Annotated in this window: 25 protein-coding genes and 1 riboswitch; of the genes, 11 read left to right on the plus strand and 14 right to left on the minus strand. The window is 62.3% G+C overall.

From position 1 onward, the window contains the following. Positions 1-30 precede the first annotated feature (30 nt). From J3O30_RS27805 to J3O30_RS27845, 9 genes are all read left to right on the plus strand, one after another. Positions 31-933, plus strand: a complete 903-nt coding sequence (locus tag J3O30_RS27805; protein ID WP_207585213.1) for a LysR family transcriptional regulator — start codon at positions 31-33, stop codon at positions 931-933. Positions 934-1,043: 110 nt separating this feature from the next. After that, the gene (locus tag J3O30_RS27810; RefSeq protein WP_207585214.1) at positions 1,044-1,247 is read left to right on the plus strand and encodes a hypothetical protein; all 204 of its coding nucleotides are present in this window, start codon (positions 1,044-1,046) and stop codon (positions 1,245-1,247) included. 99 nt (positions 1,248-1,346) lie between these two features. After that, the gene (locus J3O30_RS27815; RefSeq protein WP_207585215.1) at positions 1,347-2,141 is read left to right on the plus strand and encodes an aldolase/citrate lyase family protein; all 795 of its coding nucleotides are present in this window, start codon (positions 1,347-1,349) and stop codon (positions 2,139-2,141) included. A 766-nt stretch (positions 2,142-2,907) separates the two neighbouring features. Next, on the plus strand, positions 2,908-3,414 hold the full coding sequence (locus J3O30_RS27820) for an Lrp/AsnC family transcriptional regulator (RefSeq protein ID WP_207585216.1): 507 nt from the start codon (positions 2,908-2,910) through the stop codon (positions 3,412-3,414). Next, positions 3,411-4,574, plus strand: coding sequence for a saccharopine dehydrogenase C-terminal domain-containing protein (locus tag J3O30_RS27825; RefSeq protein ID WP_207585217.1), 1,164 nt, complete (start codon positions 3,411-3,413; stop codon positions 4,572-4,574). Before J3O30_RS27820 ends, J3O30_RS27825 begins: the two co-directional genes overlap by 4 nt. 93 nt (positions 4,575-4,667) lie before the next feature. Next, the gene (locus J3O30_RS27830; RefSeq protein ID WP_207585218.1) at positions 4,668-5,456 is read left to right on the plus strand and encodes an ABC transporter substrate-binding protein; all 789 of its coding nucleotides are present in this window, start codon (positions 4,668-4,670) and stop codon (positions 5,454-5,456) included. A 131-nt stretch (positions 5,457-5,587) separates the two neighbouring features. Then, a complete protein-coding gene (locus J3O30_RS27835; protein WP_207585219.1) occupies positions 5,588-6,265 on the plus strand; it encodes an amino acid ABC transporter permease in 678 nt (225 codons plus the stop codon). Further along, positions 6,262-6,936 (plus strand): amino acid ABC transporter permease, encoded by a 675-nt coding sequence (locus J3O30_RS27840; RefSeq protein WP_207585220.1) that lies wholly within the window; start codon positions 6,262-6,264, stop codon positions 6,934-6,936. The genes J3O30_RS27835 and J3O30_RS27840 overlap by 4 nt, the downstream gene beginning before the upstream one ends. 32 nt (positions 6,937-6,968) lie before the next feature. After that, on the plus strand, positions 6,969-7,697 hold the full coding sequence (locus J3O30_RS27845; RefSeq protein ID WP_207585221.1) for an amino acid ABC transporter ATP-binding protein: 729 nt from the start codon (positions 6,969-6,971) through the stop codon (positions 7,695-7,697). A gap of 20 nt (positions 7,698-7,717) precedes the next feature. Here the strand turns inward: J3O30_RS27845 and J3O30_RS33645 are convergent, their stop codons facing one another. The 3 genes from J3O30_RS33645 to J3O30_RS27860 form a co-directional block, all read right to left on the minus strand. Then, positions 7,718-7,975 carry a hypothetical protein gene (locus tag J3O30_RS33645; RefSeq protein ID WP_207585222.1) on the minus strand — a complete coding sequence of 86 codons (258 nt, stop codon included), beginning with the start codon at positions 7,973-7,975 and terminating at the stop codon, positions 7,718-7,720. Continuing rightward, a complete protein-coding gene (locus J3O30_RS33650) occupies positions 7,962-8,249 on the minus strand; it encodes a hypothetical protein (RefSeq protein WP_207585223.1) in 288 nt (95 codons plus the stop codon). The genes J3O30_RS33645 and J3O30_RS33650 overlap by 14 nt, the downstream gene beginning before the upstream one ends. Positions 8,250-8,375: 126 nt before the next feature. Continuing rightward, entirely contained in the window at positions 8,376-9,056 is a 681-nt protein-coding gene (locus tag J3O30_RS27860; protein WP_207585224.1) for a hypothetical protein, read from the minus strand. A gap of 244 nt (positions 9,057-9,300) precedes the next feature. On the opposite strand from J3O30_RS27860, the gene J3O30_RS27865 reads away from it, so the two are divergent. Further along, positions 9,301-9,738, plus strand: a complete 438-nt coding sequence (locus J3O30_RS27865) for a VOC family protein (RefSeq protein ID WP_207585225.1) — start codon at positions 9,301-9,303, stop codon at positions 9,736-9,738. 19 nt (positions 9,739-9,757) lie between these two features. On the opposite strand, the gene J3O30_RS27870 is transcribed toward J3O30_RS27865, so the two are convergent. The 11 genes from J3O30_RS27870 to J3O30_RS27920 all read right to left on the minus strand — a co-directional run bounded on the left by J3O30_RS27870 (position 9,758) and on the right by J3O30_RS27920 (position 19,979). Next, on the minus strand, positions 9,758-10,657 hold the full coding sequence (locus tag J3O30_RS27870) for an ABC transporter ATP-binding protein (RefSeq protein ID WP_207585226.1): 900 nt from the start codon (positions 10,655-10,657) through the stop codon (positions 9,758-9,760). Then, entirely contained in the window at positions 10,654-11,457 is an 804-nt protein-coding gene (locus J3O30_RS27875) for an ABC transporter ATP-binding protein (protein WP_207585227.1), read from the minus strand. The genes J3O30_RS27870 and J3O30_RS27875 overlap by 4 nt, the downstream gene beginning before the upstream one ends. Further along, complete coding sequence (locus J3O30_RS27880) at positions 11,454-12,332, minus strand: ABC transporter permease (RefSeq protein WP_207585228.1); 879 nt, start codon at positions 12,330-12,332, stop codon at positions 11,454-11,456. The genes J3O30_RS27875 and J3O30_RS27880 overlap by 4 nt, the downstream gene beginning before the upstream one ends. Position 12,333: 1 nt before the next feature. Next, entirely contained in the window at positions 12,334-13,311 is a 978-nt protein-coding gene (locus J3O30_RS27885; protein ID WP_207585229.1) for an ABC transporter permease, read from the minus strand. Positions 13,312-13,413: 102 nt separating this feature from the next. Further along, a complete protein-coding gene (locus tag J3O30_RS27890) occupies positions 13,414-15,060 on the minus strand; it encodes an ABC transporter substrate-binding protein (protein WP_207585230.1) in 1,647 nt (548 codons plus the stop codon). A 39-nt stretch (positions 15,061-15,099) separates the two neighbouring features. Further along, positions 15,100-16,122: a glycoside hydrolase family 3 N-terminal domain-containing protein gene (locus J3O30_RS27895; protein WP_207585231.1), complete on the minus strand. Its 1,023-nt coding sequence runs from the start codon at positions 16,120-16,122 to the stop codon at positions 15,100-15,102. 24 nt (positions 16,123-16,146) lie between these two features. Continuing rightward, positions 16,147-16,626: a GNAT family N-acetyltransferase gene (locus tag J3O30_RS27900; RefSeq protein ID WP_207585232.1), complete on the minus strand. Its 480-nt coding sequence runs from the start codon at positions 16,624-16,626 to the stop codon at positions 16,147-16,149. Positions 16,627-16,847: 221 nt separating this feature from the next. Further along, a complete protein-coding gene (gene thiD / locus J3O30_RS27905; protein WP_207585233.1) occupies positions 16,848-17,669 on the minus strand; it encodes a bifunctional hydroxymethylpyrimidine kinase/phosphomethylpyrimidine kinase in 822 nt (273 codons plus the stop codon). Then, complete coding sequence (gene thiE / locus J3O30_RS27910) at positions 17,666-18,301, minus strand: thiamine phosphate synthase (protein ID WP_207585234.1); 636 nt, start codon at positions 18,299-18,301, stop codon at positions 17,666-17,668. The genes thiD and thiE overlap by 4 nt, the downstream gene beginning before the upstream one ends. Then, entirely contained in the window at positions 18,298-19,101 is an 804-nt protein-coding gene (gene thiM, locus J3O30_RS27915) for a hydroxyethylthiazole kinase (protein WP_207585235.1), read from the minus strand. Before thiM ends, thiE begins: the two co-directional genes overlap by 4 nt. Positions 19,102-19,150: 49 nt before the next feature. Beyond that, positions 19,151-19,247: riboswitch (TPP riboswitch) on the minus strand. Positions 19,248-19,394: 147 nt separating this feature from the next. Further along, complete coding sequence (locus J3O30_RS27920; protein ID WP_207585236.1) at positions 19,395-19,979, minus strand: DUF1349 domain-containing protein; 585 nt, start codon at positions 19,977-19,979, stop codon at positions 19,395-19,397. Between the two features lie 214 nt (positions 19,980-20,193). Here J3O30_RS27920 and J3O30_RS27925 point away from each other — a divergent pair, with 214 nt between their 5' ends. After that, on the plus strand, positions 20,194-21,720 hold the full coding sequence (locus J3O30_RS27925) for an ABC transporter substrate-binding protein (protein ID WP_207585237.1): 1,527 nt from the start codon (positions 20,194-20,196) through the stop codon (positions 21,718-21,720). The last annotated feature ends 83 nt before the right edge of the window (positions 21,721-21,803 follow it).

A 21,803-nucleotide genomic window follows, 5' to 3' on the forward strand; every position in this document is an offset into this window, starting at 1 on the left:
ATTTTTCGATGGATGCCAAAAGGATTCTTTATGTCAGATCGTCTGCCGGAACTTGGATGGATGCGCATCTTCGTCGAGGTCGCAAGGCTCGGCAGCTTTTCGGCGGCGGCCGGCGCCCTTGGCCTCACGCAGCCTGCCGTCAGCTATCAGATCCGCCGGCGGGAAGAGCAATTCGGCGTCAACCTGCTGCGCCGCCAGCATCGCGGTGTCGAGCTGACCGCGGCGGGGGAGCGGCTTTTTGTGGTCGCCGCCAAGGCGGTCGCTGACATCGATGCACTCGCCCGCAACTTCCGTGCCGAAGCCCAAAGACCGGTCGCCCGGCTGAGAACCGACTATGCCTTTTCGTCGCTCTGGCTGATCCCGCGCATGGACGGCTTCCGGCTTCTTCATCCGGAAACGGATATACAGATCGTCGCGACGCAGCGGTTTGCTGCGGGCTTTCGCGACGAGGCGGATGTTGCGGTCGTTTTCGGCACGCGGGCGGAATTCGGCGCCATCGGCACGCTTCTGCTGCGGGAAAAGGTCGTGCCGGTCTGCACGCAGGGCTTTCTCGATCGCAATGGCCCGTTCGACGATCCGGGGCAGCTTGCCAAGGCGGTTCTAATCCATCTCGACACGCCGATGCCATCGCCCTGGTTCGACTGGCGCAGTTATCTGACCGAATTCTCCGTCCTTCGCGACGCCCATGCCGGCCGCGGCGATATAAGCTTCAATACTTATTCGCTGGTCGTTCAGGCTGCGCTGAGCGGGCAGGGCGTGGCGATCGGCTGGATGGGTCTCGTCGATACGCTGCTCTCCGCCCGCATGCTGGTGCAAGCCGGGCCGCCGCTCGAGTCCCGCGACCGCGGTTACTGGCTGATCCCGCCGCAATCGGCCAATGTCGATAGCGAGAGGCTCAGCAGCTGGCTGGTGAAGGAAGCCGACGGGCCCTGACCTTCCAGACGCCGTATTGCATCCGGAATATGTGCGGGCGGGGAAAGAAGCCTTGTCATGAACGAAGCCGATCGACATTGTGGCATCGATTCACACGGAAGGGCCGAAGCATGTTGCGAACTGCCGGATATGTCGTTGGGCTACTGATGATCCTCCTGGGACTGATCTGGGTCGCACAGGGAAGCGGCTATTTTCCCTATCCGTCGTCCAGTTTCATGATCAACCAAAGCATCTGGATCGTCTGGGGAGCCATCCTGGCTGCGGCCGGGCTCGCCGTGACAATAACGATTTCACGGCTGCGCCGGCGAGGATGAGCCGGCAACCGTGCAGGGCTTCGCAGGAATTCGGCATCGAAGAATTCCTCGAAGTGAAAATAGGGCCGTTGGCGGCCTGTCGAAATCGAGGAGAATGGCATGAGCGCAGCTGATATCGACGGTTTCGCGGCACGGATCAGGAACCACCAGGGCGGCATGATCTCCGCCTGGGTGGGTATTCCGGACGCCACGCTCGCCAACCACCTGGCGCAGGAGGCTTTCGACGCCGTCGTACTGGATATGCAGCACGGTATGTGGGACATGCCGGCGGCAGCAAACGCCGTCGGCCAGGTGCGCCTCGCCGGCAAACCAGCCTTGGCGCGCATACCGGTCGGCGATTTCGCCTCCGCCTCGCGCCTGCTCGACGCCGGCGCCTCCGGCATCATCGCGCCAATGATCAATTCGGCCGAAGACGCGCAAGCCTTCGTCAGGACCACGAAATATCCGCCGCTCGGCGAGCGCAGCTGGGGACCGTCGCTGGCGCTGAACCACACCGGCCTGTCCGCCGACGATTATCTGAAAAACGCCAACGCGCTGACCGTCGCCATCGCCATGGTCGAAACCCGGGCGGCGCTCGAGGCGATCGACGGCATTCTCGGCGTTGCCGGCATCGACGGTATCTTCGTCGGTCCGTCCGACCTTTCGATCGCGCTGTCGAACGGCGACCAGGTGGCGCCGAACGCCGCGGAGATCGATAGCGCCATGCAGCATGCCGTCTCGCGCTGCCGCGCCCACGGCAAATTCGCCTGCGCCTATGCCGCCGACGGCGAGCGGGCCGGCGAATTGCTTAAATTCGGCTTCGATCTGGTCATTGCCGGCGCCGAGACCACGCAACTGCGCTCCGGCGCCCGCCGCGCCATCAATGCTGCCCGCAGGATCGCTTCGGGCAGCTGATCCGAGCGCCCCCCATTGCACAGTTCCTCTCCGGGCACGTATTTTTGCGCTTGGGCCAGCCCGTAGATTATGTGCTGCATGAGGGGTGCCTCGCCGCTACTGCAACCCGTTTCTCACGCCGCCATGAACTGAACATGATCGACCATATGGGTTATGGGATAGAGGGTATTTACCGCCTCCAATGCCAACGGCTCTTTCGCGATTATGAACTTCGCGAGCCCAACATGGAAGCCGATAATTCACGGACCGGTAAAGACTGCGATCAGCTGAAACTCCTCTCATGTCAGCTCAGTGTTGGTTTCGATGCACCTGTCCCGCAATGACGGACACAATCGAAAGGTCGCCACGAGCATCCATTTTCGGAGTTCATTGACAGTTCCCGCAAAAAAGCTTTCCGGCCATCGCGCTGCATAGTGCCTTCAGCGCGGCTTGATTTCGAGCTCGTAGCCGCCGGGGCCCTCGCTTCGCTTTTCGGAGGGTTCACGAAGGGGAGCGTCATAGCAGGCGGTTTAACTAAATATCACGCGACTCCCGTGTCGAAGTTTCGGCTGGTTACTCCAACGCACAAGCCCTCAATGGGTATTTCGATTTTATTGCATGACTAAACAGCGCGAAAAGGAACGCATTGGCCAACCCTTCGCAATCGCCCCAATTGTCTTTTCATGCATCAACGATACACTTGCATTTAGATCGAAATCTCGTAAACTCTTTTTCATATTAGAAAGAAAGAGCCATAAATTCTTTCCATTTATGAAAGACAGAGCCTTTGCGCGAACATCTCGATCAGACCGACCGGCGACTGGTCAAGCTGCTGTCGCAGGATGCGCAGCTTGGCGTCAATCGCCTCGCCGAGAAGATGGCGATCTCGGTTCCGACCGTGCGCGTGCGGCTGCGCGGTCTCGTGGGCCGCAACCTGCTCAAGATCGTCGGATTGCTGAACCTGACCGAGCGCCCCGAATTGATTTCAGCCATCGTCGGCATCAATGCGCAGGGACGCGGCCGCGCACGGGAACTGGCGCAGCGCATCTCCGAGCTGCCTTTCGTGAACTCGGCCTGCGTGGTCACCGGACGTTTCGACATTATCGTCGACGTGACCGTGGCCGGTGATGTTGACGATCTCTACCGTGTCACCAGCGAGCTGATCCCCGGCGCGGGCGAGCCGGGCGAAATCGTGCGCAGCGAGACCTTCGTCGTCATGGCCGCATGCAACAAGTGGGTCAGCCTGCCGGAAGGCTGCTGGTCCGACGAGAATATGCGAAAGGAAACCGCATGAAGATCGCGGTCCTCGGCGGCCTCGGCCTACAAGGCCGGGCGGCGATCGCCGATCTCGTCGCCAGCGACGGTGTCGAGCAAGTGGTCTGTGTCGATATCGCGCCGGATGGCGCGGCCCGGCTTGGCGGCCTGACCGACCTTACCCGCATACGTTTCGTCGTGCCGGAAGGTCCGATCGGTCCGGTGCTGGCGGATGTGATCAGGGATGCCGACGCCGTCATCGACCTCTTGCCACAGCCGCTGATGCGCGAGGCGGTGCTGGCGGCGATCGCCACGTGCACGCCGCTGGTCACCACCAATTACGGCAAGGCCATTGCCGATCTCGCTCCCGCGGCTACGGCAGCGGGCGTTTCGATCATGACCGAATGCGGGCTCGACCCCGGCATCGACCTTGTGCTCTATGCGCGGGCCGCCCGGCAATTCGAAACCATCACCTCCATCGATTCCTATTGCGGCGGCGTCCCCGAGCCGAAAGCGATGACCAAGCCGCTATGCTACAAGGTGAGCTGGAACTTCGACATGGTTTTGATGAGCCAGAATCGCGACAGCGTGCTGATCGAGGACGGCGAGCGGGTCGAGGTGCCGGCCCGCCGGCAACACGACAATCGCTTCATCCATCAGATCGAGGTCGCAGGCCTCGGCAGGCTGGAGGCCTTCCCGAATGGCGATGCGCTCCATTATGCCGGCATGCTCGGCTCTGCCAAGGGGCTGCAGCGCAGTGGCCGCTATTCGCTGCGCTGGCCGGGCTGGTCGGCGTTCTGGGCTCCGCTGAAGGAACTCGGCTTCCTCTCTGAAGACAAAGTGCCTGGCCTTGGCGCCAGCCCGCGCGAATTTCTCGGCCGGATGCTCGGTCCCCAATTGCAGTATGGCGCCGACGAGAAGGATCTTTGCGTGATGCGCAATGTCTTTTCCGGCAGCAAAGGCGGCCGCCGCAAAACAGTGACATCGGACCTGAGCATAGCGCGCGACCTGACCTCTGGACTGTTCGGCATGAGCCGCGGCGTCGGCTATCCCGCCAGCATCGTGGCGCAGATGCTGGCGCGCGGCGAAATCGCCGAGCCCGGCCTGCTCAACCCGCTGATGCATGTGCCGGACGGCCACTTCTTCGACGAATTGGCCAGGCGCGGCATCCGGGTTTCCGAGACGGTTAGCTGGGATTGAGGATTTTCGAACGCGGTCGCCGCCGGCAACGGCACCGCCGTTCAAAAGGCACCCAAGGGTGGGAACGACAACGATAACAGGGAGGAATGCCAGATGAAGATTGCCAAGCTTTTTATCACAACACTTGCGCTCGCAAGTATCGCGGCCGCTGCAAACGCCGGGACGCTCGACGACATCACCAAGCGCGGTGAGTTGCGGGTTGCGGTGCAGACACAAGGCCCTCCCTTCTCCCTGGTCGGGAAGGCCGGTGAACGGACCGGCAGTTCGGTCGAACTTGCCGAATTGATGGCCAAGGAAATGGGCGTGAAGATCACCTTCCTTGATTTCGACTGGGACGGCCTGATTCCGGCGCTGCTATCCGGCAAAGCTGATCTTCTGGTTGCCGACATGACGCCGACGCTGGCGCGGGGGATGAAAGTCGCCTTCACCAAACCATATATGTTCACCGGCAGCACCGTTTTCACCAAGGCCGGTGGCAAGTTCGGCTCGACCAACGACTGCAAGGCCAAGGGCACCAAGATCGCTGTGCTCCTGGGTGCTACCGGCGAGAAAGAGGCCAAGGCCGCCTTCCCCGACGCCGAGATCAAGAGCTACAAGGGCGGCGGCCCGCTGCTGCTTGATGCTGTCAATAACGGCCAGGCCGATTGCGGCGTCAATGACGTCTCGGCAGTGAAGGGCCAGTCAACGGCCTATCCGGCCGGCAGCTTCACCATCATGCCCGACATGCTGTCAAAGGAGCCGCTGGCGTTTGCCACACGCTATGACGAGCAGGACCTCCTGATCTGGATGAACCAGTTTCTGGACCAGGTAAGCCTCGATGGCCGCCTGCAGAAAAACCTCGACTACTGGGTCAATTCCGACGACTGGAAGAAGGATCACTAGGTTCGACCCTCCTGATCGATCCGGATCATGATCTAGGCATCTTTATGGCCCGGACGGTTTCGCATGCGCCTCGGCGTTGCGGAACCGTCTGGACAATTCGTCCCCTTGCCGCCTGAGGTAGTCCGCCCGCAATGCTCGAGAACTTCAGCTTCCGCACCATCGTTGAATATCTGCCCCTGTTCGGGCAGGGCCTCATTACGACCGTGTGGCTGTCGCTCCTCTCCTTTGCCGGCGCGCTCGCCATTGGCATCGTGCTGGCCGCCATGAACCTGCAGCGCGCCCGGCTTTTTCGTCTTCCGACCAAGGCCTATATCGACATGGTGCGTGCCACGCCATTGCTGGCGCAGCTCTATTTCCTCTATTTCGGCCTGCCCCGGCTCGGCTTCATCCTGCCGGAACTCGTTGTCGGCATTCTCGCTTTGTCGCTGAATAGCGGCGCCTATGTCGCCGAGATCATCCGTGCCGGCATCCTGTCGATCCCCCGCGGCCAGGTGGAGGCGGGCGTCGCTTCTGGCATGACCTATATCCAACGCATGCGCTTCGTCGTTCTGCCACAAGCGTTCAAGGTAACGATCCCGCCGTTGCTGGGCCAAGCGATCGTGCTGGTCAAGGATTCGGCGTTGTTATCGTTGATCTCAGTCGCCGAACTGACGCGTGCCGGGCAACTGCTCGCCTCTGATCGGTTCATGCCGGCGGAAGGTTTCATCACCATCGCGGCGTTTTACCTCCTGCTCTATTACGCTCTTAAGGGGCTGGCGGCGCTGTCCGGACGTCGGCTCGGAATGGCACCAACAGGAGCGCGGACATGATTTGGCAGCAGCTGCAAAGCCTCGCCGGCAGCTATCCCCTCGCGTTGCGCGGCCTCAGCATGACCATCATGCTGTCGCTGATCAGCTTGGTGCTGGGTACGTTGATCGGCTTTTGCCTCGGCATCCTTCGAACCGGCAGCAACCGGCTGGTCAGCGGGGCGATCGGCACCTGGGTCGACCTGATCCGCGGCACGCCGTTCTTGGTCCAGATCTTCCTGATATTCTTCATTCTGCCGGAATTCGGCATCGAGCTCGACGCCTTCACCGCCGGCATCATTGCGCTGACAAACCTGGCCGCCTGCTTCATCTGCGAGATCGTCGCCGCCGGCATCCGCGCGGTACCAATCGGTCAGATCGAGGCGGCACTGGCGTCCGGTCTGTCACGCTGGCAGCGGATGCGTCAGGTGGTGCTGCCGCAGGCGATGCGCATCGTGCTGCCGCCGTTGGTCGGGCAGTATGTGCTGCTGATCAAAGATTCTTCCGTCGTCTCGGCCATCGGGCTCACCGACCTCACCCGGGTCGGCTGGCTGGTGGTGCAGCGAGTGCCGAACGGCCTGCTGGTCTTCTTCCTGGTCGGCTTCGGCTATTTCATCGTTTGCTATCCGCTGATCATGCTCGCCCGCCGTCTGGAGCACCGGATGGGAACCGGCCATGGCGAGGTGCAATTGTGACGTCGCCGCAAAATCCGAAAGGTTGAACCAGCATGATCGAGTTTCGCGGCGTCAACAAATGGTTCGGCCCACTGAATGTGCTCAAGGATATCACGCTGAGCGTCGAGCCGCGCGAAGTTGTCGTCGTCTGCGGCCCGTCCGGGTCGGGAAAGAGCACCTTGATCCGCTGCATCAACGGTCTGGAGACGATCCGTGACGGCGATTTGATCGTCGACGGCCAGCGCCTCGGCGATCCCGCTACCAACATGACACGGCTGCGCACCGAGATCGGCTTCGTTTTTCAGTCGTTCAACCTCTACCCGCACAAGACAGCATTGGAGAACGTCACGCTGGCGCCGATCCACGTGCGCAAGATCCCGCGTGCCGAGGCCGAGAAGGCCGGCCGCGAACTGCTTGCCAAGGTCGGCCTTGCCGACAAGCTCGATGCCTATCCCGCACAGCTTTCCGGCGGCCAGCAGCAGCGTGTGGCGATCGCGCGCTGCCTCGCCATGCGCCCCAAAATCATGCTGTTCGACGAGCCGACCTCGGCGCTCGATCCCGAGATGATCTCGGAAGTGCTCGACGTCATGGTCGCCGTCGCCGAGGAAGGCATGACCATGATGGTGGTGACCCACGAGATGGGTTTTGCCCGCAAGGTCGCCCAGCGCGTGGTGTTCATGGATGCCGGCACGATCGTCGAGAGCGGCACGCCGGATGAATTCTTCGCCAACCCGAAAACCGACCGCAGCCGCGCCTTCCTGAGCAAGATCCTGCGCCATTAGGACACTCCGCGCAATAACTGCTACGACCGTCGGGGCTTGATTGTGTAGTTCGATTCAGGATGGAACGGGTCGCCGGTGATGTCGAGAACCCCCATGTCTGCATCGCTGACCTTGATGCCCTTTTGGTCGATGCGGGTGTCGAGTGCGCATTCGACCTTGAGGCCGGATTTCGTCGTTGTCGCGCCGATCAGCTCCACCACTGCGACACGATCCGTCAGCGGTCGGCCGCGCCAGTTCTGCGTGGTATGCAGAACAGGCGGTGCTCTATTCTGTTCCACTTGGATGTGCCCGGCGGATAATGGTGGACGTGAGGGTGAGGCCGGTCTCGTCGGCGAGCCTTTGCAGCTCGAGCCTCCACAGCCGCACGCGCGCACCATTCGAGCCGCCGCAGTCTGCGGTAATAGTCAGGTCGCTTGCTGTTGGATAGCGCTCGCATCCCATTCGCTCGCGCCAACATCGGATTGCCTGCAGCGCGAACTCGGCCGTGTCGCTCGTTATGCCGAGGCTGACGAAGCCGGTGTTGGCCGTCACATCATAGACGCCATACGGCACGACCTTTTCGCCTGTAGTGAGCCCACCAAGGAGCTTCTCAACCTGATGCTGCAGGCTTTCCGCGGCCAGGGCGAAGAGGGCGAATTGCAGACGGACGCCGCCTGAGGAATACTTCAGGGCCTCCCGTCAGCTCGTCGCTTTGACCGCCAGCCAGATGACGTGACGGGCGCCGCCGCGTTTGCCGTTGGCGCGGGTGTTGACTGCATCGACGGAAAAACCGCTGTCCTTGAGGCGGCTGGTGAAATCCGGATCCGGACCGGACGACCAGACGGCAAGCGCGCCGCCGGGGCGAAGTGCGTCGCGGGCGGCGCGAAGGCCGGCGAAATCGTAGAGCCGATCGTTGGATTTTCGGGTCAACCCATCCGGGCCGTTGTCGACGTCGAGCAGGATCGCGTCATAGGCGGCCTTGCCGGCGCGGATCGCCTCGCCGACATCGCCCTGATGGATGCCGACGCGCGGATCGTCGAGACAGCCCTTGAAGACCTCGGTCATCGGGCCGCGGGCCCAGGCAACGACAGCAGGCACCAGTTCGGCGACGGTGACGCCGGCATCTTCGGGAAGAACTGCCAGGGCGGCGCGCAGGGTAAAACCCATGCCGAGCCCGCCGATCAAGATTCTCGGCTTCGGATGCGCCTTGATCCGCTCCCAGGAAAGTGTCGCCAGCGCTTCCTCCGAGCCGCTGAGGCGGCTGTTCATCAGCTCATTGGCGCCGAGCATGATCGAGAATTCGCCGCCGCGCCGCTTCAATCGCAGTTCGCCGTTTTCACCGGGAATGGTCGCGGAATCGAGCTGTATCCAGGGCAGCATGACGGCTTTGCCTCGTTTGAAAGGAACCGTCCCCTAGCATGCGGCGATGAGCCGGGCCAGTCAGCAGGCCTCGGAGACCGTTTGAAAACGGCGCGGTGGTTTGAGGCGGTCCATGATTCAAGCTTCTGATGTGGACAGCAGCGAATTGGGTTCGGACGGCTGTCGGTGTTGGGGCGCCTCAAACGTCCTTTGTCAGACGAGGCGGCACCTCGTAGATTGCAACGACACTTTGGAGATTGGAAACATGGCGCTCAAGCGGATGGACAATGTAGGCATCGTCGTCGAAGACCTCGCAGCAGCGGTTGATTTCTTTGGCGAACTCGGCCTCGAGCTCGAAGGACGGGCCACGATCGAAGGAGAATGGGCCGGACGTATCACTGGACTGGGCGATCAACGCGTCGAGATTGCCATGATGCGCACACCTGATGGCCACAGCCGGCTCGAGCTTTCCCGCTTCCTCATGCCTGATATCGTCGCAGATCACCGCAACGCTCCGGTCAACGCGCTCGGCTATCTCCGCGTCATGTTCACCGTGGATGACATCGACATGACGCTGGAAAGGCTCAGCGCGCGGGGCGCGCAGCTCGTAGGCGAGGTCGTCCAGTATAAGGACGCGTATCGGCTCTGCTACATCCGTGGGCCCGAAGGGCTTCTCCTCGGGCTTGCGCAAGAACTCAGCTGAGGCGCAATCAAACGGGCTGTCAGATCATCCGCATGAAATGCTCCGGCTCCACTTCGACGATCTCGTCCTGCGGCGCGGCCGAACGGCGGCGGATATCCTCGACCTCGTCGGGCCGGAGACGGGCCTTCGGATCCTCGAAGCGGATGTCGGGATCGGGCACGGCCGAGAGCAGCAGCCTTGTATAGGGATGCAGCGGATTGTCGATCACCCGGGCGGTACTGCCCCATTCGACGATCTGACCGGCATACATCACGGCGATGTCTTCTGCGACATAACGGGCGGTGGCTATGTCATGGGTGATGTAGAGCAGGCCGAGGTTCATCTCCTGTTTCATCTCGTTCAACAGATTCAATACACCGAGGCGCACCGAGACATCGAGCATCGAGGTCGGTTCGTCCGCGACGATCACCTCCGGCTTCACGGCGAGTGCGCGAGCGATGTTGACGCGCTGGCGCTGGCCGCCGGAGAGTTCATGCGGATATTTCGGGGCGAGAAGATCGGGATCGAGCCTGACACGGTGAAGCAGTTCGCGGACCGCGCCGTCGATCTCGCTTCCTTTGATCTCCGGGCGATGCAGCTTCAGCGGCCGCCTCAGATGATGGGCGATGGTGTGGGCGGGGTTCAGCGAGGCGAAGGGATCCTGGAAGATCATCTGTACCGAGCGGCGGTAGCGGGCGATCTCGGCGGAGTTCGCCGCTTCGACCGGCCGGCCCTTGTAGAGAATCCGGCCCGATGTCGGCAGATATTCGCGCATCGCCATGCGGGCGCAGGTGGTCTTGCCGCTGCCGGATTCGCCGACGAGCGCCAGCGCCCTGCCGGCATGCAGCGAAAACGAGATGACGCGCGCCGCATGCACGGTGCCGGTGCCGTGGCCGAAAGTCTTCGTCACCGCGTCGAGCGCGAGTATGGCATCGCTCATAACAGCACTCCTCCATGCAGCGAGGGGAAGGAGGCCCAGAGCTTTTTGGTGTAGTCGTGCTGCGGCGTCCGGTAGATCGCCGCGGCCGTGTTCTGCTCCACCAGCCTGCCTGACAGCATGATGCCAATGCGGTCGCAGAACTGCACCATCAGCCCGAGATCATGGGTGATGAACAGCACGGAGAAGCCGAAATTGCGGCGCAGCTCGTTGATGCGCTGCAGGATCTCGCGCTGGACGACCACGTCGAGCGCCGTCGTCGGCTCGTCCATGACGACGAGCTTCGGATCGAGCGCCATGCAGATGGCGATGACGATGCGCTGGCGCATGCCGCCGGAAAACTGATGCGGATAGTCACGCATGCGGTCCGGCGCGATGTCGACGAGCCTCAGCATCTCGGCGGTGCGCTCGCGGGCCGCCGCACGGCTCATGCCCTTGTGGGTGCGCAGCATATCGTAGAATTGCGCCTCGATGCGCAGCACCGGGTTCAGCGAGTTCATGGCGCTCTGGAAGACCATGGCGACCTCGCGCCAACGGAATGCGGCAAGCGCCTGCCGGTCGAGCCCGAGCACGTCGCGGCCGTCGAGCAGGATGCGGCTCTCTTTGCGGATCAGGGCCGGCGGTTTGTGCAGGCGGCTGATGGCAAAGGCGATGGTGCTTTTGCCACAGCCGGATTCGCCCGCAAGGCCGAAGACCTCGCCCGGCGCCACGTCGAAGCTGACATCGTCGACGGCGCGGAAATCCTTCTCCTCGCCGATATAGTCGATGGTGAGGTTCCTCACCGAAAGCAACGGCTGCGTCACAGGCGGCCCTCCCCGGAACGGACGAGCAGGGACCAGCGCTTCAGGTGATTGCCGGTGCGCAGCCGCGGATTGGCGATCTCGTCGACGGCGAAGTTCAACAGCGACATGCCGATGCCGAGGAAGGCGAGCGCGAAGCAGGGGGTGAGAATATCCCACCATGCACCGACCGAAAGGGCCGAGGCCTTCTGGGCATTGTAGAGCATTGTACCCCACGAGATCGCGCGGGGATCGCCGAGGCCGAGAAACTCCAGTGTCGCCTCGGTGATGATCGCGAAGATGACGCTGCCGATGAAATTGATGCCGACGATCGAAATCACGTTGGGAAAGATCTCGAAGGTCATGATCCGCCATTGCGGCTCGCCCATCATCTCGGCCGATTTGATGAAATCCTTGTGCTTGACGGAGAGCGTTTCGGCGCGGGTGACGCGTGCGCCCCAGGCCCAGGAGGTGGCGCCAAGGATGAGGGCGATGACGAGCGGGCTTGCCTGGCCGATGAAGGCGGCCAGCACCAGCAGCAGCGGCAGGTTGGGAACGACCAGCACCATATTGGTGAAGAAGCTGATCACCTCGTCGGTTCTGCCGCCGCGATAACCGGAGATGATGCCGAGCGCGGTGCCGACAAGGGTGATCAGCAGGCCGGCGCCGAAGCCGACGGCAAGCGAGGTGCGGGCGCCGTAAATCAGCCGGGCAAAGACATCCTGGCCGATGCGGGTGGTGCCGAGGATATGGTCGAGCGACGGCGGCTGGTGCGGCCGCCCGGTGCGGGCGGCGGGATCATATTGCGTCAGCAGCGGTGCGGCGATCGCGATGATGATGATGACGGCGATGATGACGAGGCCGGTGAGCGCCTTGCGGTTTCGAAGTAGGGTCATCATCTCACGCTCCCTTCAGCCGCGGGTCAAGCAGCATATAGCTGACGTCGACGATGAAATTGGCAATCAGCATGGTCGCAGTCATGATGAGGAGCTGGCCCTGGATGACAGGGTAATCGCGGGCGAGGATCGCCTGGTAGAGAATGTTGCCGAGGCCGGGATAGTTATAGACGACCTCCGTCACCAGCGAGCCGCCGAGGATGGTGCCGATGGCGATGGCGAGACTGGAGACGGTCGGCAGCAGGGCGTTGCGGGCGGCGTACCAGAGCATCACATGTCGGTCGGAAAGTCCCTTGGCGCGGGCCATAACGATATAGTCCTCACCGAGCAGGTTGATCATGTTGTTGCGCATGGTGACGGTGAAGCCGCCGATCAGCACCGTGCAGAGCGTCACCATCGGCAGGATGCCGTGATAGGCGACGCTGCCGAGATATTGCAGGCTGAAGGCTGGATCGAGCGATGGATCGGCGGCGTAGCCGTTCGGAAACCAGCCGAGCGTGAAGCCGAAAATGAAGAGCACGATCAGCGAGGTGACGACGGCCGGCACCGAGGTCGCGAAAATCGCGCCGACGGAGACGATAACGTCGAACCTGCTGCCGCGGCGCCAGGCGGCGGCGATGCCGAGCAGGGTGCCAAGTGCAAAACTGATGATCGTCGCTGTGCCCATCAGGCCGACGGTCCAGATGAGAGCATGGCCGAGCACCGATGTGACCGGCAGCGGGAAATACTTGATCGAGCGGCCGAGATCGCCGGTGAAGATGCTGCCGAGATAGGTGAGATACTGTTGCCAGAGCGGGCCGTCGACGAAGCCGAAGGTGAGCTTCAGCGCCTGCAGGCTTTCCGGTGGCAATTCGGTGCCGGCGCTGGAGAACATGATCTGCACCGGATCGCCCGGCATCAGCCGCGGCAGGAAGAAATTGATCGTCGCTGCCGCGATGAAGGCTGCCATGTAAAAGACGAGGCGGCGAAGCAGGAAAGCCATGGGAACTCCGTCGTGACGGGAGCGGCGCGTCTAGATGAGCATCCGAAAACCGCTTACAGTTTTCGGCATCATGCTCTGACGCCGCTCCCGGGATGATGATGCTTACTTGACGGGTTCGAGGGCCAAGAGGTTGAGCAGGCGTGCCGGGTTGGTCCGCGAGATCGACGGATTGACGAAGGGGTTTTCCTTGGTCGACCAGCCTGTGAAACGCTTGGTGTTGTACTGATACCAGTTCGGATTGTTGAACACCGGAATGACGGGCATATTTTCGGCGACGATGCGCTGCGCCTTGTTCATCGCATCCTTCTGCTCGGCAAGATCGGCGGTCTGGGTGAACTCGGTGACGAGCTTCTCGACATCAGGATTGAACCAGCGCTGCGCGGTGAAGCGGGTCTTGCCCTTGTCCGAAGCGCTGAAGGCGCGCTTGTAGGGATAATAGGGCGAGGCCGATGCCGGCAAGCTGTTGATCGCCGCATCGAAGGTGCCGTTGATGAGGTTGCCGGTCCAGACGGCTTCTTCAGGCGTTTCGATCTTGGCGTCGATGCCGACTGCCTGCATGCCTTCGACGGCGAGGTTGACGGTGTCGATCCAGTCGGTCCAGGCGCTCGGGACGATGATCGAGAAGGAGATCTTGCTGCCATCGGGATTGTCGCGGAGGCCGTCGCCGTCCTTGTCCTTATAGCCCGCTTCGTCGAGCAGCGCCTTGGCGGCATCGGCGTCATAAGTCGCGAACTTGCCGAAGTCGGCCTTGACCGATGGATCCGCCCAGCTCTTGTAAAGCTCGCCCATCAGGCCGGGGTCTTCGTTCAGCGTCGGATAGCCGTAGCCGGCGACATCGATCATCGTCTTGCGGTCGAGTGCCATCGAGACGGCACGACGGAACTTCAGATCGTTGAAGGCCTTCTTGTTGTTCTCGTTCGCCGTGTCCAGGTTGAACAGGAAGGCGACCATGCTGCTCGGCGAATACCAGTAGTGGAAATGCGCCGGGTCCTTGGAGACGTAGACATTGTCGATATCGGGAATGAAGGAGACGCCCCAGTCGAGCGTGCCGTCGGCCGTCGCCGTCAGCATCTGGTTGTTGTCGGCAAGCTGCGGGAAGCGCATGCAATCGACCTTCAGATGCGCGTTGTCCCAGTAATTCGGATTGCGGCACTGGTCGTAAGTCTGGCCGGTGAAGCGCGGCACCTCAGTCAGCGGGCCGCTGCCGACCGGCGTCTCGTTGGCGAAAGTGACCGGATCGGCGACGTCCTTCCAGACATATTCGGGAACGATCGGCAGTTGCGAGATCTGCTCGGCGGCGAGCGAGCTCGGATTGGCGAGCGTGAAGCGCACCGTCTGGCCGTCGACGGCTTGCACGTCGGTGATGAAGGTCCAGATGCTGACGAAGTCGAGCGCCGGGAATTTCTTTAGATAATCATAGGTGAACTTGACGTCGGCTGCGGTCAGCGGCTTACCGTCCGACCATTTCAGGTTCGGACGCAGCTTGAAATCGATGCTCTTCAGATTGTCGGAGAGCTTGAAGCTTTCGGCCAGGCGATAAACCGGTTTGTTGCTGTCGAAGCGATTGAAGATAACCAGCGGCTCGTAGATGAAATCGAGCGTCGACTGGCGCGACGAGGTCTGGTTGAACGGATTGAAGTTGCGAACCCAGGTCGTCGCCGGTTCGATATTTACCGTCAGGATCGTCTGCGCCAGGGCAGAGCCCGAAAGCAGCGTCAGCGCAGCGGCGGCAAGAAGATATTTTTTCATGTCTTATTCCCCTTTTTTATACGATGAGAGATGCGCCGGTCAGGAGACCAGCGCGCTTGCAAACATGTCTTCGACTTCAGCATGGGCGGCGCGGACGTCGACCTTGAGATTGCCGAGGCGGCCCTTGCCGGCGGCGATCCGTTGCAGCGCGGCGTCCGTCAGCGGCCGGGCGGCCTTGGCGGCGGCCTCGCTTTCGGCAATGTCGCCATGGCTGTGGAGGGCGATGTCGAAGCCGGCGTCGAGCACCTGCCTGACGCGTTCCGGCAGGGTGCCGGCGAGCGACTCCATGAAGATGCAGTCGGAAATCAGCACGCCGTCATAGCCGATGTCGTTGCGGATGACGTCGTGCATGACAGGTGAGACGGAGGCCGGCAGCTCCGCGTCATAGGCCGAGTAGACGACATGGGCGACCATCGCCCAGGGCGTATCCTTCAGCGCGACGAAGGGCTTGAAATCGGTCGCAGTGAGCGTCGCGCGGGAGGCGTCGACCACCGGGCGCTCCTTGTGGGAGTCAAGCGTCGCACGGCCATGGCCGGGAATGTGCTTGATCACAGGCATGTTGCCGGTCTCGAGCAGGCCATTGACCACCTCGCGGCCGAGGGCGGCGATGACATCGGGATCCGGGCCGAAAGAGCGGGCGCCGATGACCGCGCTCGTCGTCTCGAAGACGAGATCGAGAACGGGCGAGCAGCCGCTGGAAAGACCGAGTTCCGTCATCATCGCGCCCATGGCCTGGGAGGAAAGGCGCAGTGCTTTTTTGCCGAGATCGAAATCGCGGCGGGCAAGTTCGGCAAACTGGCCGAAGCTGCGGAAAAGCGGCCAAGGCCCGGCATCGAGATGCTGGACGCGGCCGCCTTCCTGGTCGGTGAAGACAGGCGCATCGTCGCGGCCGACGGCTTGCCGAAAGCGTTCGATCAGGCGCCTGGTCTGTTCCGGCTCGCGCTGGTTGCGCCGGCCGACGAAGAGGCCGAGCGGATTGGTCTCGCGGAAGAGGGCGAATTCATCATCCGAAATCGCGGGATTCGGAAGGCCGACGAAAAGGGCGAGCGGGGTCGAGGACAATTCTGTAACTCCGGGATCAGATGGTCATTTCGGCATGCTTCTCAGCATGCCTTCGTAAATGCCCTTGTCGGGGGCGGGGATGACGATGGCGCCGGCGGTCCCGGCGTAGAAATCGACCGGGCCGGCATCGCCGATGAAGGCATAGGCGTGACCGAGCGTCTTCATCGCCTGAAGGCAGGCGGAAAAAAGGGCGAGCCCGATGCCCTTGCCGCGCGCTTGGCGGTCGACGCCGGTCGGGCCGAAGAAGCCGCGCGCCGTCGTGTCATAGCAGGCAAAGCCCTTGAGCTTGCCGCCGTCGACGGCGATCAGGCAGGCAACAGGCTGACGCGCGAAGGCGATTGCAACTTCGCTCGCCCAGTTTTCGCTGAAGTTTTCGCGAACCCAGTTGACGACGAGATGCAATTCCGGGGGAAGGGCCGGGCGGATGGAAACGCTGACATCGTCGGCTTTCCGCTTCAGATCGGCAAGCTGTGTGGAGTATAAGCTCACAAGCAGGTCTGGCACCCGTCACTCCTCCTGATATTCCTCTATTACGGAATATATCCCCTTTTAATGACATAGATTTGGCGATCTGGCTGGGCTTGTCAACAGGGATTTTTCAGATGGGTCGCAACGCTGCTCGCCGTTACGCTCCTGCTTTCAAAGCAAGGTAGTTGCCGAACGCAAAAACGGCTCGGGGCGCGAGCCCGAGCCGTTTCGATGGAAGCGTGCGTCGATGTGCGCGCTTATCCCTCGACTCTCCAGAGCGCATGAAAATGCTGCACCGGGCCGTGGCCGGAGCCGACGGTGAGGCTTCCTGATGCCGCGACCGCGCCGGCGAGGTAATCCTTGGCGATGGCGACGGCCTCAGACACCGAGGCGCCCTTGGCAAGCTCTGCCGCCAGCGCGCTCGACAGCGTGCAGCCGGTGCCGTGGGTGTTCTTGGTCGGCTCGCGTCTGGCTTCGAACCAGTGCAGGCCGTCGGCTGTGGCAAGCACGTCGGGGCTGTCGTCGCTGTCGAGATGACCGCCCTTGACCAGCACGGCCGCCGGGCCGAGCGCGCGCAGCTGCTCGGCCTGCGCCGCCATGTGAGACCGGTTTGTCGCCACCGGCTGGTGCAGCAGGGCGGCGGCCTCCGGCAGGTTCGGGGTCAGAAGTGTCGCCAGCGGCAGCAGCCGGCTGGTCAGCACGTCGACCGCTTCGGGTGCCAGCAGGGCGGCGCCGCCCTTGGCGATCATGACGGGGTCGATGACGATGGGGATGCTGCGCCGGTCGGCCAGTGCGGCAACAAGCGCGTTGGCGACGGCATCGGCGATGCCGGCATTGGCGATCATGCCGATCTTGACGGCATCGACGCGCACATCGGCAAAGACGGCGTTGATCTGGTCGGCGACGAATTGCGGCGGCACCAGATGCACCCCGGTGACACCTTGAGTGTTCTGCGCCGTCAGCGCGGTCAGTACCGCCATGCCGTAGACGCCGCGAGCGGAAAAGGCCTTGAGATCGGCCTGGATGCCGGCGCCGCCCGAGGGATCGGAGCCGGCGATAGAGAGGACGTTGCGGATCATGCGCGGGCCTTTCGGATTTCTCCGGCGATGCGGCGAGCGGCGGCTTCAGGGTCCGGCGTGCCGCAGATGGCGGAGACGACGGCAAGCCCCTTGGCGCCCGCGTCAAAGACTTCGGCCACATGCTCTGCCTTCAGGCCGCCGATCGCAACCGACGGCACCGGCGAAGCCGCCACCAGCCTTGCCAGGCCCTCAAAGCCGATCGGCTGCTTGTGGTCGGCCTTGGTCGGCGTCGCAAACACCGGGCCGACGCCGGTATAATCGACGAGGCTGGGATCGACGGCAGCGGCGAGCGCCTCGGTCTCGACCGACAGGCCGAGGATCATTCCGGGGCCGATCATCTTGCGCGCTCTCGCCGCATCCATGTCTTCCTGGCCGATATGCAGGCCGTCGGCGCCGATGGCGATAGCCGCCTCGACATCGTCGTTGACGATGAGCAGGGCGCCGGTGCCATCAAGCGCCTGTTTCAACGCGCGTCCGGTCTCGATCATCCCGGTCGTGCCGGCATGTTTGTCGCGCAGTTGCACCATTGTCGCACCGCCGGCAACGGCAAGGCGGGCGGTCTCGACCATGCCGATCCCGGCGCAGAGATCGGGGTCGAGGACGAGATAGAGCGAAAGATCGAAGGTCTTCATGCGGCCCATATCCTGGCCCTGGCATCGAGCGTTTCGGCGTCAAGCGCGTTCAGCGCATCGAGGAAGCGCCAGGCGAAGGAGCCGGGACCGGCCGCACCGAGTGCTGCCTCTTCGCCGGCGATGGCGAAGGTTGCAAGGGCTGCGACCGTCGCCCCGAACATATCCTCGGGCACTGTGGCGGCAAAGGCGCCGACGAGGCAGGTGAGCGAGCAGCCGAGGGCGGTGACCTGCGGCATCAAGGCCGATCCGCCTGTGATCCGCACCGCCCGCTCCCCATCGGTGACGAAATCGACTGCACCGGTGACGGCGACGACCGCCTGCTGGCGCTCGGCGAGCCATCGCGCCGAACCTTCCGCCTGTTCAACCGGATCGCGGCTGTCGACGCCCTGGCCGCGGCTCTCGCCGCCGGCGAGCGCGATGATCTCGGAGGCATTGCCACGGATGATCGTGGGCTTGAGCGCCAGCAGACCGGCGACCGCATCGCGGCGGAAAGCCGTGGCATAATGGGCGACCGGATCGAGCACCCAGGGTTTGCCGGCTGAGGTCGCTGCCTTCGCCGCCGCCTGCATGCCGTCGATCCATTGCGGCGACAGCGTGCCGATGTTGACCGTCAGCGCATTGGCGATGTCGGCGAATTCGCCGGCTTCCTCTGCGGCATGCACCATGGCGGGCGAGGCGCCGGCGGCCAGCAGAACATTTGCGGCAATGTTCATGGCGACGTAATTGGTGATGCACTGAACGAGCGGCGGCTTTTCGCGCATCGCCTTCAGCATGGCTCCTGGTGTGGTCCTGGTCTGCATGTGGCCCCTTTCAGGCGGGGGCGGGCACGGGGTCATTCGTACGGCAGTGCCGCGACCCCGAGCGACTCCCTCCGCCGGCATTATCCGGTTCAGGTTCGAAGGGTGCTTCTCAGCCCGTCTGTCGACGGGCGCCCCTGTCTCTCATCGCGCTCTTTTTCGCAGAGAATGAGGCGGATGTCATCTCGAAAATGACAGTCCTATTTGTGTGGCATTTACAGCAGGGGCAACGAATAGAACGGCCAACATTCGTGGATCACCCCAGATCGTGTCCGCAGAGAATCTTATAATAGCGTCTAACTCAAATCATGAAGATCCGTCGCAATCGCCAACCCGATCGAGAACTCCGAAAAGCGCACCGTCAACCCGCTGCGCTCCGGCGTGCAGGCCATCGGCCCGACCTCGTAACCGTCGGCGGCCGGGAAGGGCGCTAGCCGCAGCAGCGGCCAGCGGCTCCCGTCGCAAGAGGTCTGGATGCGCAGGGCGCCGTTGGCGAGGGTGACGCGGATGTGGAAATCTTCGAGTCCCTTGAAGGGTTGTGACACCGACCAGTCGGACCTGCCGTCGGTGACGACGGTGCTGAGGAAAGCTTCGCCGTCGGTGAATTCCACGCCTGTTTTTACCCAGCGTTTCCCGTCGAGGCGCACCATCAGGCCAGCCTGGTCGTAGAGGGTGCGGAATTCGCCCTGGATGCGGATCTGGGCGGTGAAGCTCTCTGCCGTGGGAAAGGCGAGGAAATGGCCGCTGTCGCGGGTGAAGCCGTAATGGGTTTCCCGCCAGAAATCGGTTTTTTCATCGGTCGTCAGGGTGAGGGCGGTGTCGTCGGCGTGCCAGCTGGCCGGTTCGTTCAGCCATTTTCCGCCCTTGAAATTGATGTTCATTCTTTTCTCCCGTTCCGCTGAAGCCTGACCATCCGTGTGCTTGGCATAATGCGCAGCCTTCGTGCAGGGCGCAGCCGAAGATTGTGTTTTCTCGCGTTCTGGTATCCCGGCAGAGGCATAATCGGTCACCCACGCTTGACAGGATCAATCCAGCTCTTATTCTGTTACAAAAAGATTGATTACATAATTGTGGAACTTGACCGGGAGCCCTCACATGAAAACACTTGTCGCATTTCTCCTTGGCACCGCGCTTGTCGCCCTGCCCTCGACCCTGCTTGCCCAGGAAAAGGGCGGCGTCATCAATGTCGCGACGATCGGCGAGCCGCCGACGCTTGATCCGATGTCGTCGACGGCCGATCTCGTCGGCATTGTCACCCAGCATATTTTCGAAACGCTCTACACTTTCGACAAGAGCTGGAACGTCACGCCGCTGCTGGCCGAAAGCCTGCCTGAGATCAGCGCCGATGGCAAAACTTATACGATCAAGCTCAGGACCGGCATCAAGTTCCACGACAATAGCGACATGACCTCGGACGATGTGGTCGCCTCGCTGACCCGCTGGATGAAGATCGCCTCGCGCGGCAAGCAGGTGTCGGGCTTCATCGACAAGATCACTGCTGTCGATCCTTCGACCGTCACAATCACGCTGAAGCAGCCCTATGCGCCGCTGACTTCGCTGCTTGCCTTCAATAATTCGGCGGCGATCATCATTCCCTCGGAAAAACAGGACGAGCCGATGAAGGAGTTCATCGGCACCGGTCCCTATATGCTGAAGGAGCGCAAGGCCGACCAGTATATCCAGCTCGTCCGCTTCGATGGCTACAAGTCCCGTGACGGCGACAGCAATGGCTATGGCGGCGCCCGCCATCAATATCTCGATGAAATCCGCTTCGTGCCGGTGCCCGATCCGAACACCCGTGTCGAAGCCGCCGTCTCCGGCCAGTATGATTATGTCGATTCGATCGCCGTCGAATCCTACGACAAGGTGAAGGCGTCGACTGCCTCGCAGCCGGTCATGTTGAAGCCCTTCGGCTATCCGGTCTTCGTCTTCAACACGAAGGAAGGTGTTGCTGGGAATGTCGAGGTCCGCAAGGCGATCCGCCAGGCGCTCAGCATGGAAGACATGCTCGCCGCCGCTTTCGGCAGCAAGGATTTCTATGCGCTCGACGGCGCCATCTATCCGAAGTCCTTTTCCTGGTCGACCGATGCCGGCGTCGAAGGCGCCTATAATCTCGCGGATCCGGAAGGGGCGGCCGCTGCTGCCAAGAAGGCCGGTTATAATGGCGAGCCGATCCGCATCCTGACCAGCCGGCAGTACGAATTCCACTATAAGATGGCGCAGGTCGCCGCAGAATATCTGAAGCTTGCCGGCTTCACCGTCGATATGCAGGTGGTGGACTGGGCGACGCTGACCCAGCGCCGCACCGATCCGAAGCTCTGGGATGTCTACATCACCCACAGCCCGTTCCTGCCGGAGCCGGCCCTGATCGGCTCGCTTTCGACCAGCTCGCCCGGCTGGTGGGATACGCCGGCCCGCAAGGCCGCCGTCGATGCCTTCACCGCCGAGGTCGACCCGAAGAAGCGCGTCGCGCTCTGGGCCGATGTCCAGAAGGCTATCTATACAGATGCGCCCTTTATGAAGATCGGCGATTTCAACGCCGTCTCGGCGAAATCGGTCAAGCTCGAAGGTGTCGATCCGGCCCCATGGCCGTATTTCTGGAACGCTTCGATCAAGAAGTAAACATCGCCGTCGGCGCCGGCCCTTCGTGGCCGGTGCCGGTCTTCTTTTCTGCCGCATCTGCAAGGGCTTGAAGGCCAGCATTC

Origin of the sequence: Rhizobium sp. NZLR1, from assembly GCF_017357385.1 — a bacterium.
Classification (GTDB): Bacteria; Pseudomonadota; Alphaproteobacteria; order Rhizobiales; family Rhizobiaceae; genus Rhizobium.

Bases quoted from the DNA above. Each gene is read 5' to 3' on its own strand.
- thiM (WP_207585235.1), bottom strand. From the start codon at position 19,101: ATGCAGACCAGGACCACACCAGGAGCCATGCTGAAGGCGATGCGCGAA.
- J3O30_RS27810 (WP_207585214.1), top strand. From the start codon at position 1,044: ATGTTGCGAACTGCCGGATATGTCGTTGGGCTACTGATGATCCTCCTG.
- J3O30_RS27840 (WP_207585220.1), top strand. From the start codon at position 6,262: ATGATTTGGCAGCAGCTGCAAAGCCTCGCCGGCAGCTATCCCCTCGCG.
- J3O30_RS27815 (WP_207585215.1), top strand. From the start codon at position 1,347: ATGAGCGCAGCTGATATCGACGGTTTCGCGGCACGGATCAGGAACCAC.
- J3O30_RS27825 (WP_207585217.1), top strand. From the start codon at position 3,411: ATGAAGATCGCGGTCCTCGGCGGCCTCGGCCTACAAGGCCGGGCGGCG.
- J3O30_RS27890 (WP_207585230.1), bottom strand. From the start codon at position 15,060: ATGAAAAAATATCTTCTTGCCGCCGCTGCGCTGACGCTGCTTTCGGGC.
- thiE (WP_207585234.1), bottom strand. From the start codon at position 18,301: ATGAAGACCTTCGATCTTTCGCTCTATCTCGTCCTCGACCCCGATCTC.
- J3O30_RS27920 (WP_207585236.1), bottom strand. From the start codon at position 19,979: ATGAACATCAATTTCAAGGGCGGAAAATGGCTGAACGAACCGGCCAGC.
- J3O30_RS27885 (WP_207585229.1), bottom strand. From the start codon at position 13,311: ATGGCTTTCCTGCTTCGCCGCCTCGTCTTTTACATGGCAGCCTTCATC.
- J3O30_RS27925 (WP_207585237.1), top strand. From the start codon at position 20,194: ATGAAAACACTTGTCGCATTTCTCCTTGGCACCGCGCTTGTCGCCCTG.
- J3O30_RS27830 (WP_207585218.1), top strand. From the start codon at position 4,668: ATGAAGATTGCCAAGCTTTTTATCACAACACTTGCGCTCGCAAGTATC.
- J3O30_RS27870 (WP_207585226.1), bottom strand. From the start codon at position 10,657: ATGAGCGATGCCATACTCGCGCTCGACGCGGTGACGAAGACTTTCGGC.
- J3O30_RS27860 (WP_207585224.1), bottom strand. From the start codon at position 9,056: ATGCTGCCCTGGATACAGCTCGATTCCGCGACCATTCCCGGTGAAAAC.
- J3O30_RS27835 (WP_207585219.1), top strand. From the start codon at position 5,588: ATGCTCGAGAACTTCAGCTTCCGCACCATCGTTGAATATCTGCCCCTG.
- J3O30_RS27865 (WP_207585225.1), top strand. From the start codon at position 9,301: ATGGCGCTCAAGCGGATGGACAATGTAGGCATCGTCGTCGAAGACCTC.
- J3O30_RS27845 (WP_207585221.1), top strand. From the start codon at position 6,969: ATGATCGAGTTTCGCGGCGTCAACAAATGGTTCGGCCCACTGAATGTG.
- thiD (WP_207585233.1), bottom strand. From the start codon at position 17,669: ATGATCCGCAACGTCCTCTCTATCGCCGGCTCCGATCCCTCGGGCGGC.
- J3O30_RS27805 (WP_207585213.1), top strand. From the start codon at position 31: ATGTCAGATCGTCTGCCGGAACTTGGATGGATGCGCATCTTCGTCGAG.
- J3O30_RS27880 (WP_207585228.1), bottom strand. From the start codon at position 12,332: ATGATGACCCTACTTCGAAACCGCAAGGCGCTCACCGGCCTCGTCATC.